The 13,868-nt window shown below is 71.9% G+C and carries 11 protein-coding genes; 10 read left to right on the top strand and 1 reads right to left on the bottom strand.

All coding sequences use genetic code 11. The annotated features are described in order from the left end of the window. Positions 1-29: 29 nt before the first annotated feature. From ACIRRY_RS08235 to ACIRRY_RS08200, 8 genes are read left to right on the top strand one after another with little or no spacing between them, the layout of a single operon-like run. Positions 30-803 carry a class I SAM-dependent methyltransferase gene (locus ACIRRY_RS08235; RefSeq protein ID WP_403970851.1) on the top strand — a complete coding sequence of 258 codons (774 nt, stop codon included), beginning with the start codon at positions 30-32 and terminating at the stop codon, positions 801-803. Further along, positions 800-5,071 carry an alpha-(1->3)-arabinofuranosyltransferase family protein gene (locus ACIRRY_RS08230; protein WP_403970849.1) on the top strand — a complete coding sequence of 1,424 codons (4,272 nt, stop codon included), beginning with the start codon at positions 800-802 and terminating at the stop codon, positions 5,069-5,071. The genes ACIRRY_RS08235 and ACIRRY_RS08230 overlap by 4 nt, the downstream gene beginning before the upstream one ends. Beyond that, positions 5,068-6,363, top strand: a complete 1,296-nt coding sequence (locus tag ACIRRY_RS08225) for a condensation protein (RefSeq protein WP_403969179.1) — start codon at positions 5,068-5,070, stop codon at positions 6,361-6,363. The genes ACIRRY_RS08230 and ACIRRY_RS08225 overlap by 4 nt, the downstream gene beginning before the upstream one ends. Beyond that, complete coding sequence (locus ACIRRY_RS08220; RefSeq protein WP_403969178.1) at positions 6,360-7,088, top strand: class I SAM-dependent methyltransferase; 729 nt, start codon at positions 6,360-6,362, stop codon at positions 7,086-7,088. The genes ACIRRY_RS08225 and ACIRRY_RS08220 overlap by 4 nt, the downstream gene beginning before the upstream one ends. 23 nt (positions 7,089-7,111) lie before the next feature. Next, positions 7,112-8,017, top strand: a complete 906-nt coding sequence (locus ACIRRY_RS08215; RefSeq protein WP_403970847.1) for a hypothetical protein — start codon at positions 7,112-7,114, stop codon at positions 8,015-8,017. Further along, the gene (locus ACIRRY_RS08210; protein WP_403969176.1) at positions 8,014-8,223 is read left to right on the top strand and encodes a Trm112 family protein; all 210 of its coding nucleotides are present in this window, start codon (positions 8,014-8,016) and stop codon (positions 8,221-8,223) included. The genes ACIRRY_RS08215 and ACIRRY_RS08210 overlap by 4 nt, the downstream gene beginning before the upstream one ends. Then, positions 8,220-9,185: an FkbM family methyltransferase gene (locus tag ACIRRY_RS08205; protein WP_403969175.1), complete on the top strand. Its 966-nt coding sequence runs from the start codon at positions 8,220-8,222 to the stop codon at positions 9,183-9,185. Before ACIRRY_RS08210 ends, ACIRRY_RS08205 begins: the two co-directional genes overlap by 4 nt. Next, a complete protein-coding gene (locus tag ACIRRY_RS08200; RefSeq protein WP_403969173.1) occupies positions 9,073-9,663 on the top strand; it encodes a hypothetical protein in 591 nt (196 codons plus the stop codon). The genes ACIRRY_RS08205 and ACIRRY_RS08200 overlap by 113 nt, the downstream gene beginning before the upstream one ends. Here the strand turns inward: ACIRRY_RS08200 and ACIRRY_RS08195 are convergent. Further along, positions 9,653-10,528 (bottom strand): RimK family alpha-L-glutamate ligase, encoded by an 876-nt coding sequence (locus ACIRRY_RS08195; RefSeq protein WP_403969171.1) that lies wholly within the window; start codon positions 10,526-10,528, stop codon positions 9,653-9,655. The two genes, ACIRRY_RS08200 and ACIRRY_RS08195, sit on opposite strands and share 11 nt — an antisense overlap. Positions 10,529-10,743: 215 nt before the next feature. Here ACIRRY_RS08195 and ACIRRY_RS08190 point away from each other — a divergent pair, with 215 nt between their 5' ends. Together ACIRRY_RS08190 and ACIRRY_RS08185 are read left to right on the top strand one after the other, a co-directional pair. Continuing rightward, positions 10,744-12,189 (top strand): acyl-CoA synthetase, encoded by a 1,446-nt coding sequence (locus ACIRRY_RS08190; RefSeq protein WP_403969170.1) that lies wholly within the window; start codon positions 10,744-10,746, stop codon positions 12,187-12,189. After that, positions 12,182-13,693, top strand: coding sequence for a carboxyl transferase domain-containing protein (locus ACIRRY_RS08185; protein ID WP_403969169.1), 1,512 nt, complete (start codon positions 12,182-12,184; stop codon positions 13,691-13,693). The genes ACIRRY_RS08190 and ACIRRY_RS08185 overlap by 8 nt, the downstream gene beginning before the upstream one ends. Positions 13,694-13,868 lie beyond the last annotated feature (175 nt).

The raw sequence follows: 13,868 nt of genomic DNA, 5'->3' as shown, positions 1-13,868 counted from the left end.
GCTGGTCGCGCCCTGCGGCGGAGCCGCATATCGATACAGCCCCGCGCCCCTTGAGAGGCGCGTCACCTCATCGGAGTTTCAAGGACCCGTCCTTCCGTCGATCCCTTGCCCTCTTTCGTGGCTTTCTGCGTGAGCAGGTCGACCCGGAGTTTTGCTACTCACTGCTCGCCCGCGATGCCGCCGATCAGGTCGAGGCCTACGACGGGCCTGTCACCGGCCGCACGGTGGTGGACGTTGGTGGTGGCAATGGGTACTTCACCGAGGAGTTTCGGCGGCGGGGAGCCCACGCTTATCTCTTTGAGCCGGAGGTAAGGGAGTTGGGGCCGAAACCGCCCGACGGGTCCGTCATCGCGGACGGGTATTTGCTCCCTCTCTCCGACGGGGTCGCGGACGTGACCTTCTCCTCCAACGTCCTTGAGCACGTGGCCGATCCGCAGACGTTTCTCAGCGAGTTGGCCCGGGTGACCCGGCCCGGTGGGCTGATCTATGTGTCGTTCACCAACTGGCTGTCCCCGTGGGGCGGTCATGAGTGGGCGCCCTGGCACTACCTCGGCGCCGAACGGGCCCGCGCCCGCTACCAGCGACGTACCGGCAGACCGGCCAAGCACACCCTCGGCGAGAATCTGTTCGCCGTGCACATCGGCGTCACCTTGCGGCAGGTCCGTGCTCGCGACGACGTGACGGTTGTCGCGGCGCGGTCCCGCTACTGGCCCTTCCTCGACCGCGCCGTCGTCAAGGCGCCCGGGATAAGGGAGTTGGCCACCTGGAACCTCCTCCTCATTCTCCGGCGGTGTCCACCATGACGGCGACCACGGTCCAGGTTCCGCCTCCGGCGGCCGATCCCACCAGCACGACCCTTGCCGGTCCCCCGGAGGGGCCGAGGTCATGGCGTTGGCCGCTGGGGTTCTGGGTCGTGGTGTTCGTGCTGTTGCTGGCCGTGCATCCGGGGCGGCAGACCTTCGACACCAAGCTCGGCGTCACGGTGGATCCCGGCCAATTCCTGTCCGACCTGGGTCAGTTGTGGCACGACCGGGGTTCGTTCGGGGGTATCCAGGACCAGTACGCGGGCTACCTCTGGCCGATGCTGCCGTTCTACTGGCCGGCCCACGCCGTGCACCTGCCGGTGTGGCTGGCGGAACGGCTGTGGCTGTCGCTCGTCGTCTCGGTCGCCTTCTGGGGCGCGCTGCGGCTGGCCGAGCGGCTGCGGGTCGGGAGTTCCGCGTCCCGGCTGCTCGCCGCCGTCGCCTACGCGTTGTGGCCGGTGTTCACGATCGTCATAGGGTCCACGTCCGCCGCCGCGCTCCCCGGCGCCTTCCTCCCCTGGGTGCTGCTGCCGCTGACCAACGAGCGGTACGCGGCCCGCGTGGCCGCCCTGCGCTCGGCGCTGATCGTCCCCTTCATGGGCGGGGTCAACGCGGCGGCGACCCTCGCGTCCCTGCTCCCGGTGGGCCTGTATCTGCTCTCCCGGCCGCCCGGGCCACGGCAGCGCAAGCTGCTCGCCTGGTGGGTGCCGGGGGTCGTTCTGGCCACGGCATGGTGGTGGATCCCGCTGCTGATGCTCGGGGTCTACGGCGAGAACTTCCTTCCCTACGTGGAGACTTCGCAGACCACGACGGACACCATGGCGGCGACGGAGGGCCTGCGCGGAGCCGGTGACTGGGTCGCCTATCTGCATCTCGGGGAGGCCTGGATACCGGCCGGCTGGACGGTCGCCTCCTCGGTGATCGTGATCGTCTGCTCGGCACTCGCGGCGGGGCTGGGTCTCGCCGGGCTGGCCCGTCGGGACATGCCGGAGCGGCGCTGGCTGGTGCTGATCGGGGTGTCGGTCGCGCTGATCCTGTTCGCCGGGTACGGCGGCTCGTTCGGGGCGCCCTTCCATGGGGTGGTGCAGGACTGGCTGAACGGCCCGCTCGTCCCCTTCCGCAACATCTACAAGTTCCAGGCGGGCCTGGCCCTCGCGCTCGTCCTGGGTCTGGCCCATCTGGTGGGCGTGGCCGCCGAGTCGCGGGGTGCCCGCCCGGTCCGGGGGCGCCGGCTCGCCCCGCTGATCGCGGTGGTCCTCGTGCTGCCCGGGCTGTCCTGGCCGTATCTCAACGGGTCGATCCTGAACCCGGGTTCGTTCCAGCAGCTCCCCAAGTACTGGCAGACCACGGCCGATTGGCTGCACACGTACTCCCCCGACTCGCGGGCCCTGGTCGTCCCGGCGACCGCGCACGGCATCTACACCTGGGGCTCCCCCATCGACGAGCCCCTCGACGTCCTCGCCGACTCCCGCTGGGCGGAACGTGACTACGTCCCGATGGGCACCCCCGGCAACCGGCGCGCGATGGACGCGGTGGAGCAGGCGCTGGCCGCCGGCGGCGAAGTCCCCGGTCTGGCCGACTACTTGAGTCGAGCGGGGGTCTATTTCGTCGTCGTCCGCAACGACCTGGACCCCGACCAGATCGGCTATGTCCCTACGACCACCGTCAAGCGCACCCTCGAACAGTCCGGCTACCAGCGGGTGACCGGCCTCGGCCCGGTCATGACGGGCGGCCGGATCGCCAATGACACCCCGCTCCAGGTCGAGGGCCTCTACCCGCGCCAACGGGCGGTGGAGATCTACGAGCCGACGAGCAAGGACGTCCCACGCCCCGGCCAGGCAGGTCTGACGCCGGTGGCCGACACGGCGGTGGTCTCCGGCGGGCCGGAGTCCCTGCTGCCCCTCGCGACCGAACTCCGCGGCAGGGCAACGGTGTTGACGGGCGACAACCACCCGGGGCTGGGCTCCCCGCCACTCCGGATCCTCGGCGACGGACTGCGCCGCGCGGACACCCGGTTCGGCCTGGTCGACGCCAACACCTCGTACACGTACACCCCCGACGAACGCAACGCGCCGGACGCGGTCCAGGACGCGGGCAGGAAACCGAAACAGATCCTCCCGACCAAGGGCATCGCCCATCAGACGGTGGCCGAGCTGCGCGGTGCCCGCTCGGTGACGGCCTCCTCCAGCGGCAACTGGCTGTTCTATCTGCCCCAGTTCGACCCGGCGAACGCCTTCGACGGCAACCCGGACACCGCGTGGGCGGAGGGCGCGGCGGGCTCACCGAACGGGCAGTGGCTGCGCATCGGCTTCGCGGGCGGGTCGTACGACATGCCCGGCTCGTTCAAGGTCACCCCGCTCCCGCAGGAGAGCGTGCGGGCTGCGCCGACCGAGGTGAGGGTGGAGACGGCGAAGGGCTCGGCGACCAGCTACCTCCAGCCGAACGGCAGGTCCCAGACGATCAAGTCGCCTTCCGGTGCGACGAGTTGGATGAAGCTGACGATCGTCGACTCGGTGGCCCGCCGTACCGGCCTCACCGGCGCGGGCTTCTCCGAGATCGCCCTGCCGCACGTCCAGGTCACCCGCCTCCTGAAACTCCCCACCGACGCGAGCGCCTCCTCCGACGCGCCGGCCGAGATCATCTCCCTGCACCGCGCGGCCGACCCGACGGGCCTCTCCCCGACCGGCACGGAGGCGGGCCTGCACCGCACGTTCTCGACGTCGGCGGCGGGGACGTACGAGATGAAGGCGACGGCCGTGGCCACCCCCGGAGAGGAGTTGGACAAGCTCCTCTACGAGGTGGCCCCCGCCCAGCAGCACCGCATCACGGCGACGGCGGACTCCACGGCGGCGCTGGGCACGGGCCTCTCCGCCCGCAACCTGACGGACGGCGACCTGACGACGGGCTGGGTCGCGGGCGACCGCCCCACGATCCACCTGACCTGGACCGGCGAACAGGCAGTGGGGGAAGTGGTGTTGGCCCCCGCGGGCGGCCTGTCGACCCGCGCGACCGAGGTCGACATCGCCTCACCCGACGGCTCGACGATCGCCGGCGTGGACGAGAACGGCGTGGCCCGCTTCGACCCGATCACTACGGACCGCCTGGACATCACGATCACGAAGACGGCCCCACTCACCCTCCACAACCCTCTCGCCGACGAGAACCTCCAACTCCCCGTGGGCCTCACCGAGGCCTACATCCCGGCCCTGGACCAGTACCGCACCCCCCAGCCGGACCCGTCCCTCACCTTCACGCTGGCCTGCGGAAAGGGCCCGGTGGTGGCGGTGGACGGCGAGCTGTACCGAACGAGCGTGCAGGGGACGGTACGGGACCTGACGGAACGGCGAGCGGTGGAAGTGACGCTCTGCCAGGAGGGCAGGGCGGACCCGGCATTGGAACTGACGTCGGGCACGCACCGGGTGGAGGCGGGAGACGCCGGCCCCCTGGAACTCACGGACGTGACCCTGACCCGAGGAACGATCACCGAACCCACCCCCGCGTCCCGCCAGTTGACGATCCAGGACTGGCTGGGCGACCGCCGAGAGGTGACGGCGGGATCGGGCGCGGCCTCGTACCTCACGACGTACGAGAACTACAACGACGGCTGGAAAGCCACCCTGAACGGCAAGGAGTTGTCCCCGGTCCGCCTGGACGGCTGGCAACAGGGCTGGCGCATCCCGGCGGGCGCAGGCGGCACGATCAAGCTCAGCTACACCCCGGCGACGACCTACGAGGCCGGCCTCATCGGCAGCGGAGCGGCCCTGGCCGCCCTTCTGGCCCTGGCGATCTGGCGCCGCCGAGAGCCCAATCCCGACGAGTACCAACCACCCCCACCCCTGCCCGGCTTCTGGCTGGGCACGGTGGCGCTGACGCTGGTGGGAGTGGTGATCGCGGGCTGGTTCGCCCTACTGGTCCCGGCGCTGGCCCTGTTGGCCTACCGCCGCCACGCCCTCCTGGTCCCGATCGCGTTCGTGGCGTTGGCGGGCGCGGGGATCACAGCGGCGACGGGAGCGGGCACCCCGGTGGGCGCGGGCGAGGGCGCGTTCAGCCGCACCGCCCAACTCCTCGCGCTGATCGGCTTGTTCGCAGGACTTGTGAGCACACACGAGTGGAGCACCCCTTCAGGGGCGCGGGGAACGGCGCGACCAGCCCCCGCCGGACCCGCAGCCGGCAACAACCGGATCCCCCACGGCGAACCCCCGCTAGGGGCGCGGGGAACTGCGCGACCAGCCCCCACCGGCCCGCACCCAAGGAACTACCCCCAATGACCGCACTCGACCAACCCCGCTCCCCAACCCGCATCCCCTTCCCCACAGTCGACGAAATCGCCCGCCACTGCCACCAATCCACCGAACCGGAAACCGTCCACATCGAGGTCCACCTCCCGGGCCCCGTAAACCCCGAACGCCTCCGCACCGCATTCACCGAGGCCCTGCACCACCACCCTCGCATCCTCATGCGAGAGGCCCCCGGCCCCTGGTACCGCCGCCGCTACGAATGGGAGTTGACCACCACCGCGGACATAGACCCGCTCGCCTTCCCACCCCCCACCCAAGACGCCCTCAAACAGGCCCGCACCCGCTCCCTCACCCACACCCCACCCTTGACCGCATCCCCACCCATCCGCCTGGAAGCCATCCAACTCCCCACCGGAACCGCCCTGATCCTCACCGTCAACCACACCGCACTCGACGGCCCCGCCTGCCTCCGTATCCTCGCCACCGCAGCGGAGCTGTACGGGGGCCACCCCAACACCCCGACCGCCCCACCGACCCGCCCCCCGGACAGCCCCGAACCCCCCACGGAAACCCCCTCCGTATGGACCCCACCCGCCCGAGTAGCCCCCGGCACCCCCGACCCGACCCCCGGAGGGAACGGCCTTCTCCTCACCGAACTCCCCGTCCCCCACCGCCCCAAGGGCTCCCCGTACACGGTGAACGACCAGCTCATGGTCACGACGGCCCTGATGATCGTCCACTGGAACCGCGAACACGGCGCACGCCCCCGCCCGATGCGCATCACGATGCCCGTGGACGACCGCCCCCGAGGCACGGACATGCCGATAGGCAACGGCACGAGACTCGTGGAAGTCACCTTCGCCCCCGAGGAGTTGACCACCGGAGCCGAACCCGACCGCATGGCCGAACTGCTCCACCGCACAGCGATCCGGACCCGCGCCCTCAAGTCCCTCTCCCGTCCCCAACTGGGCCATGGCGCCACCCTGTTGACGGCCCCCGTCGTCCCCGTGACCTGGCGCGGCACCCTCACCCGGGGCCTCCGCAGAGCCGCCGCCCCCTGGACCTCGACCACGCTTCTGAGCAACATCGGCCGTATCCCGTACACCCTGGACTTCGGCAGCGCCGCCGGCCGCGCGCACGCCGTGTGGTTCTCGGCCCCCGCCCGGATGCCCCGCGGCCTCACCGTGACGACCGCCTCCACCGCGGGCAGGCTGCACGTGGCCCTCCGCTGGTCGCGCACCCTCCTCGGCTCCGGCGACGGAGCCCACCTCCGTGACCTGTTCGAGCACTATCTGCACGCGACGGAGGAGCACCCGGCATGACGACCACGAGCCCGCACCACCCCGACCTGCGGGACTTCTACGAGAACCCCGCCGTCCCCGTCGCCTCCGGCCCCTCCCGCACCCTCCGCCAGGCCCGCGTCCTCGCCAAGGCCCTGGGCCCGCCCACCGAACACCCCCGCACGATCCTCGACATCGGCTGTGGCGACGCAACCGCCGCCGCCACGGCCGCGCCCCTCCTCACCGGCCACCGCGTCATCGGCGTCGACTGGTCCCAGGACGCCCTCACCCGCGCCCGCACCCACCTGCCGCACACCGTCCGCGGCGAACTCACCGCGTTGCCGCTGCGCACGGCCGCCGCCGACGCCGTGCTGTTCAGCGAGGTGATCGAGCATCTCGTCGACCCGGACACCGCCCTCGCCGAGATCCGCCGTGTGCTGCGCCCGGGAGGCCATCTCATGCTGTCCACACCGAATTTGGCCGCCTGGTACAACCGCGCCCTGCTCCTCGCCGGCGTCCAACCCGTGTTCTCCGAGGTGAGCCTGCGCGCGATCCACGGCCGCCCGGGCAAGGAGGTCGTAGGGCATCTGCGGCTCTACACCCCGCGTGCGCTGCGGGAGTTCGTGACGGCGGCCGGCTTCACGGTCGTAGGGCTCACCGGCGCTCCCTTCCACGGTGTGCCGCGACCGTTGCGCGCGCTCGACCGACTGGCCTGTGTCAGACCGCAGTTGGCGTCGATCCTGCTGCTGCACGCGCGGAAGACGTAGGGGGCGCGGCCGTGTGGTGGGGAGTGGCCGCGGCCCTGTTGGCGAACGTCCTGTACAGCACCGGCTTCGTCCTGGAGAAGCGGGCGCTCGTGGCCCTGCCCGAGGTGACGGTCCGTCAACCGGTCAGGCTGCTACGGCTGGTGCTCGGCAGCCCGCTGTGGATCGGCGGGTCCCTCGCGCTGGCCTCCGGGTTCGGCGCGCAGCTCGTCGTGTACCGGACGCTGCCGATCGCCGCCGCGCAGGGCATCTTCGTATCGGGCCTGGTGCTGCTCGTGCTGCTGTCCGCGCGGATGCTGGGCGAGGAGACGACCGGCCGCGAGCGGTACGCCCTCGGCGCCATCCTCGTCGCCCTGTTGATGGTCGTGCTGTCGCTGAAGGAGGGCGCGGACCATGTCAGCCGTACCGCGCCCTATCCGCTGATCCTGCTGGTCTGCGTGCCCTCGCTGGCGGCCGGCGTCTGGCTCTACCGCTCCACCGAGCGCAGTGCGGGACACCGGCACCGGCTGCCCACCACGGGCGTCGAATACGGCGTGGCGGTGGGGCTGTTGTACGGGGTCAGCTCGCTCGCCATCAAGGGGGTGTCGAGCTGTCTGACGACAAGTGACCCGGGCGGGGCGGTGGTTGGGCTGCTGCGGTCCCCGTATCCGTATCTCCTGCTCTTCACGGGAGCGTTCGGCCTGGTCATGTCCCAGGCGGCGCTCCAGCGCTGCCGGGCCTCGCTGATCGTGCCGGTGTGCACGACGGTGACGAGTCTGTTCACGGCGGTGCTGGGCACGCTCGCGTTCGGCGAGGCCCTGCCGCACGATCCGGTGCGGCTGGCCCTGCGGATCGGGGGCACGGCCCTGGCGGTCACCGTTCTGCTCACCATGCCGAAGCACGACAACGCGCCTCAACAGCCCGTCGAGGCGAAGGAGTTGACTCCCCCATGAACCCGGACGACCCCCTGCTGAAGATCCTGGCCTGCCCGCTCGACAAGGGCCCGCTGCACCTGCTCCCCACGGACGCCCTCTACAACCCGCGCCTGCGCCGCCGTTACCCGATCGTCGACGGCATCCCGCAGCTCCTGCCCTCCTCCGGAGAGCAAGTGACCGACGAGGCCGAGCACTTGGAACTCCTCGAACGGATGGCGCCATGACCTCCGCGGATTCCGGGCGCATCACTCTCACCGCCCGCCTCGCGCGCCTTCTCCCCGTCCGCCTGGTCGCCGCCGGCGCCCGGGCCGTCTACCCCCGCTTCGAACCCGAACTGGCGCGCCTCGGCGACCTGTTGCCGCCCGACTGCGGCACGGCGGTGGACGTGGGCGGCTGGTACGGCCCCTGGACGCACCGCCTGTGGAGACACGCGCGCCAGGTCGTGACCGTGGAGCCGGTGCCCCACCTGGCGGGACTGCTCGCCGCTGCCGCCCCCGCGCACGCCCGGGTGATCCCGGCCGCCGCCTCCGACCGCCCCGGCACCGCCCGGCTGTGGCTGCCGCCGGACGACGAGGGCGACCGGGGTGTGTCGTCGCTGGTCCGCCGGGACATCCATGCCCGCGCCGTGCACGTCCGCTGCGTCACGCTCGACGGTCTGAACCTCAAGGACGTCGGGTTCATCAAGATCGACGTGGACGGCGGCGAACTGGCCGTCCTGCACGGCGCGACGGGCCTCCTGACCCGCGACCGCCCGGCGCTCTTCGTCGAGCTGGAGTCCCGTATCCAGCCGATCGCGCCCGTGGTGACGTATCTGTCGCTGCTCGGCTACGAGGGCTGGGTCCTGCCGGACACCATCTGGGTGAGACTGTCGGCCTTCCCCTTGGAGGAGCACCAGGCCCGGACCTCGTACGTCGTCTCCCGGGGCCTGCTGCGCCGCGTGCTGCCGTTCGCGCGGGGTCCGCGTTACGTGAACTCGGTCCTGTTCCTGCCGGAGGGCCGCGCCCCCGGCGTAGACGCCGGTGTCGAAGTCAGTGCCGATGCCGATGTCAGTGGCGTGCGCGACGATGGATCGCATGCCCGACGCGAAACGCCCCGCCCGCCCCTTCAGCCCCCTCGACTTCCAACTCGTCCTGCTGCGCCGCATGGCGGACCACAACCCGGACCTGGTCGAGAACGCCCGTCATGAGCTGGGCGTCTCGATCGCCGACATGCGCGAGGCCAACAAGCGTTGGCAGGCGATGCTGCACTCCCCGAGAGGCCGGGCCGCCGCCTCCCGGTACCGCTCGATCCTCGGCACCCCCGAGTCGACCGTGAACCGCCGGATCGGCGACCTGGACTGCGAGGCCCGGCAGTGGCCGGTCCCGCTCTGGCCCGACCTCCGCTTCGAGGTGCTCGCCGCTCCGAACGGCGCCGTATGGAACGAATGGCTGGTCCGCGCCCCGGGTGCCGAAGCCCCGTCGCTCCACACCCTGGACGACCTGGCGCCCTGGTCCTGCACGGTCGACGAGGCGGCCCGCGCCTTCGCCCCCGTCCGCCCCCTGGAGGGCACGGCCCCCACCCGCTGGGGCCTGGCCTTCACGGCCCCGGACGCGCAGGGCGTACGACACCGGTGCGCGGCCGAGTTCACATGGGGCCTGCTGCAGAGAACGGCGGTCAAGGAGTAGCGGCAGCCGCGAGAATCGCGTCGACCACCACCGCCAACGACCCCGGATGCAGATCGAGGAAGAGGTTCGGCTCGACGAGTTCCAGCTCCATCACACACGGCTGCCCGTCCGGCCCGTCCACGAGGTCCACGCGCGCGTACAGCAGCTCGGGCGCGTCCGGTACGGCGGCCAACGCCCGCTCGGCGACGGAGAGTTCGGCCTCGGTCGCGGTCCACGGCTCCAGGTTCGGGTGGGACACCTTGTCGTCGTCGTAGGCCGTACCCCGCGCCAGCACGGCCCCCTTCCGCGAGGCGTGCACATAGCGCCCCCCGAAGAACAGCAGCGCCCGCTCCCCGCTGACGTCCACGTTCGTCAGATACGGCTGCACCATCGCGGTGAGCCCTTCCCCGTGCATGCGCTCCAGTTGTCGTACGGCCGTTTCGTGCTCGTCGGGTGTGTAGCGGGCGGCGAAGCGGGCGCCCGCACCGGAGGTCGGCTTGACGACGTACTCGTGGTCGTCGGGGAGGTCGGCCGGGTCGCCGGGGGCGAGATAGCGGGTCGGTACGACGGGCACGCCGGCCGCCGCGAGGTCGCCGAGATATCGCTTGTCCGTGTTCCACCGCACGACCCGCACCGGATTCGTGAGCCGCGTCACCTTGCCGACCCGCTCCGCCCACGCCACGAACTCGACCGGCCGCCAGCTGTAGTCCCAGGTCGACCGGATGACGACGAGGTCGTAGGCGCCCCAGTCGGCCCCCGCGTCGTCCCACGGCAGTGCGACGGCCTCGGCCCCGGCCGTCCGCAACGCCTCCACCAGCACCGGGAGATCACGGTCCTTGCTGGGCTCGGATCCGGGGTCGTAGGTGGCGAGCGCGATTCGGGGCACGGGAGCCTCCAGCTTCGTACGGCGATAGATCGTTTTTGCAGGGTAACCACGCCCCCCGTGGCCGGGGCAACCGGATTGGCCTTCCCCTTCCCGACGCGGCGAACGGGGCCGGGGGTCCGGACAACGTCGGTCGTGTGGTGGCGGACGTGGTGTAGGAACGGGGGTGTCCCCGATGTCTGGGGATCATTGCCCCCGACGGCTAAGGAGTGCGCCGCGTGTCCACCCTCTTTCCGGCCCTGACGAACCCGGGCGACCAGCCCGCGCTCACGTTCGGCGACCGGTCCCTGACGTACGCGGAGCTGGGCGCGGCGGCGGACGCCCTCGCGGTCCGGTGCCGGGGTGCCGGCCGGGTCGCCGTGTGGGCCACCCCCTCGCTGGAGACGGCGGTCGCGGTCGTGGCGGCGCTGCGGGCCGGGGTGGCCGCGGTGCCGCTCAATCCGAAGTCCGGCGAGAAGGAGCTGGGGCACATCCTGGCGGACAGCGCGCCGACGGTGGTGCTGGCGGCTCCGGGTGACGAACTGCCTGCCGCGCTTGGGGAGTTGGAGCGCGTCGATGTCGATGTGCGCGCGGTGGGGACGGTCGCCGACGACGTCCAGGTGACCGACGAGGACCCCGCCCTCGTCGTCTACACCTCCGGCACCACCGGTCCGCCCAAGGGTGCCGTCATCCCGCGCCGGGCGATCGCCACGACGCTGGACGCGCTCGCCGACGCCTGGCAGTGGACCGGCGACGACGTCCTCGTGCACGGGCTGCCGCTGTTCCATGTGCACGGGCTGGTGCTGGGCATCCTGGGCCCGCTGCGGCGCGGCGGCTCGGTGCGGCACCTGGGCAGGTTCGGCACGGAGGGCGTGACACGGGAGCTGAACGACGGCGCGACCATGATGTTCGGCGTGCCGACGATGTACCACCGCATCGCCGAGACCCTCCCCGACGACCCCGCACTCGCCAAGTCCCTCGGCCGGGCACGGCTGTTGGTCTCCGGCTCGGCCGCGCTGCCGGTCCACGACCACGAGCGGATCACCTCGGCGACCGGGCGCCGCGTCATCGAGCGCTACGGCATGACGGAGACCCTGATGAACACGAGCGTGCGGGCGGACGGTGAGCCGCGCGCCGGGACGGTGGGGGTTCCGCTGCCCGGCGTGGAGCTGCGGCTGGTCGAGGAGGACGGCACGCCCCTCCCCTCGTACGACGGGGAGAGCGTGGGCGAGATCCAGGTGCGCGGGCCGAACCTGTTCACGGAGTACCTCAACCGGCCGGATGCCACGGCCGCCGCGTTCACCGCCGACGGCTGGTTCCGCACCGGCGACATGGCCGTGCGCGACCCCGACGGCTATGTCCGGATCGTCGGCCGCAAGGCAACCGACCTGATCAAGAGCGGGGGTTACAAGATCGGCGCGGGCGAGATCGAGAACGCGCTGCTGGAACACCCCGGGGTGCGTGAGGCGGCGGTCACCGGGGAACCCGACCCCGACCTGGGCGAACGGGTGGTGGCGTGGATCGTGCCGGTGGATCCGGAACTCCTCCCGGAACTAGCCGAGTTGGCCGACCACGTGGCAAGCCGCCTGGCCCCGCACAAGCGCCCCCGCGTCGTCCACCACCTCACCTCACTCCCCCGCAACGACATGGGGAAGATCCTGAAGCGTTCCCTGACCGATGGCTGAGCGCCGCTCCGCCCGCGAGACCCTCGCCCTCGTCGCGGACTCCGCCACCTTCACCGAACTCCCCTACCCGATACGGGAGTCCGGCCCCGACGGCCCCCTCGCCTGGCTGGGCTACGACGCCTCGCGCGCCCGCGCCGCCGACCGCACCGGTGAGTCGGAGTCGGTGATCTGCGGCACGGCGACGGTGTCGGGCACGCGCGCGGTGCTGATCGCCTTCGAGTTCGGCTACCTCGGCGGCTCGCTGGGCGAACGCACCGGGGACCGTCTGGAGGCGGCGTACACGTACGCCCGTGAACACCGGTTGCCGGTCGTGCCGTTGATCGCCACCGGGGGCAGCCGGATGCAGGAGGGCATGATCGCCCTCACCCAACTCCAGCGCGTGGCACGCCAGTCGACGCTCACCAGAGAGGCCGGCCTCCCTCAGATCGCGGTACTGCGCGACCCGACCACGGGCGGCGGCTGGGCCACGCTGGGCGCGGGCGCCGATGTGATCCTGGCCCTGCCCGACGCCCAGGTCGGCTTCGCGGGCTCCCGCGTCCGCCCCCCGGACGCGGACCCGACGGCATACAGCGCCGAGGCCCAGGTGGCAGCGGGCGCGGCCGACGCGATCGTAGAACCGGGAGAGCTGCGGGAGACCCTGGGGAGGTGGCTGCGGCTGCTGACCACGCCGTGGGCGGGGCAGGCACCGGTGCCCGCGGCGCTCGGGGCGAGTGGGCTGTCGGCCACGGGGCGGGAGGGGGTGCCGCCTGCCCTTGGCGAGGCCGATCCAGCGGAGGCGGAAGGAGAGGCCGCGCGGGGCACGCTGTCTGCTCGGCGGGGCGCGTCCGATGCGCCGGTGACCGCACGCGAGGCTGTGCGGGACGCCCGGTCAGCTCAGCACACCCCGGCCGGCCTCCCGGTCACCGGCTGGGAAGCCGTGCAGCGTGCTCGGTCGACCCAACGGCCGCGTGCCGAGCGCTACTTGGACGACTACTTCGCTCACCGGGTCGCGATCAGTGGTGATCGGTGCGGGGGTACCGACGCGGGCATGCTGTGCGGTTTCGGGGAGCGGGAGGGGCGGGCGGTCGCGTATGCCGCGCAGGCGGGGACGGCGACTCGGCCCGCCGGGTATCGGACCGCCGCGCGGCTGATCCGGCTTGCCGACCGGCTCGGGGTGCCGGTGCTGACGCTGGTGGACACCCCAGGTGCGGCGAACGATGCCGAGGCGGAGCGGCAGGGGGCCGGGGCCGCGATCGCGGAGCTGTTCGGCGCGGTGGCGGGCGCCCGTGTTCCGGTGACTACGTTGGTGATCGGCGAGGGCGGTTCCGGGGGTGCGCTGGCGCTGGCCGCGCCGGGCAACACCTGGGCCACGCCGGACAGTTACTTCTCGGTGATCGCCCCGGAGGCGGCCGCCGCGATCCTGAAGCGGCCGAGGGAGGAGACGGAGGCCACGGCCGATCAACTCCGTCTGAGGCCGCAGGACTTGGTTGAGCTGGGGGTGGTCCGGGCGACGTGGTCCGGGTGAGTGACGGGACCTCACCCACTGCCCCTTACTTATTCTTTAACTCGGGCATTGCGGACAAATCCCCCATTCAGCCGCACCCCGCCCGGCCCACCACAAGACGCGCCCGCTCCCCCACCCCCGCACGATGCGAAGGAGGCCCGCCGCCCGGCGAAGCCCGGTCCGCGCTCTCGGGAGA

It is taken from the genome of Streptomyces sp. NPDC101776, assembly GCF_044766845.1.
Taxonomy (GTDB): Bacteria; Actinomycetota; Actinomycetes; order Streptomycetales; family Streptomycetaceae; genus Streptomyces.
The sequence above is the reverse complement of the archived record's forward strand: the minus strand, read 5'-3'. Positions and strand labels throughout refer to the sequence as shown.

Bases quoted from the DNA above. Each gene is read 5' to 3' on its own strand.
- ACIRRY_RS08210 (WP_403969176.1), top strand. From the start codon at position 8,014: ATGAACCCGGACGACCCCCTGCTGAAGATCCTGGCCTGCCCGCTCGAC.
- ACIRRY_RS08220 (WP_403969178.1), top strand. From the start codon at position 6,360: ATGACGACCACGAGCCCGCACCACCCCGACCTGCGGGACTTCTACGAG.
- ACIRRY_RS08225 (WP_403969179.1), top strand. From the start codon at position 5,068: ATGACCGCACTCGACCAACCCCGCTCCCCAACCCGCATCCCCTTCCCC.
- ACIRRY_RS08185 (WP_403969169.1), top strand. From the start codon at position 12,182: ATGGCTGAGCGCCGCTCCGCCCGCGAGACCCTCGCCCTCGTCGCGGAC.
- ACIRRY_RS08230 (WP_403970849.1), top strand. From the start codon at position 800: ATGACGGCGACCACGGTCCAGGTTCCGCCTCCGGCGGCCGATCCCACC.
- ACIRRY_RS08205 (WP_403969175.1), top strand. From the start codon at position 8,220: ATGACCTCCGCGGATTCCGGGCGCATCACTCTCACCGCCCGCCTCGCG.
- ACIRRY_RS08200 (WP_403969173.1), top strand. From the start codon at position 9,073: ATGCCCGACGCGAAACGCCCCGCCCGCCCCTTCAGCCCCCTCGACTTC.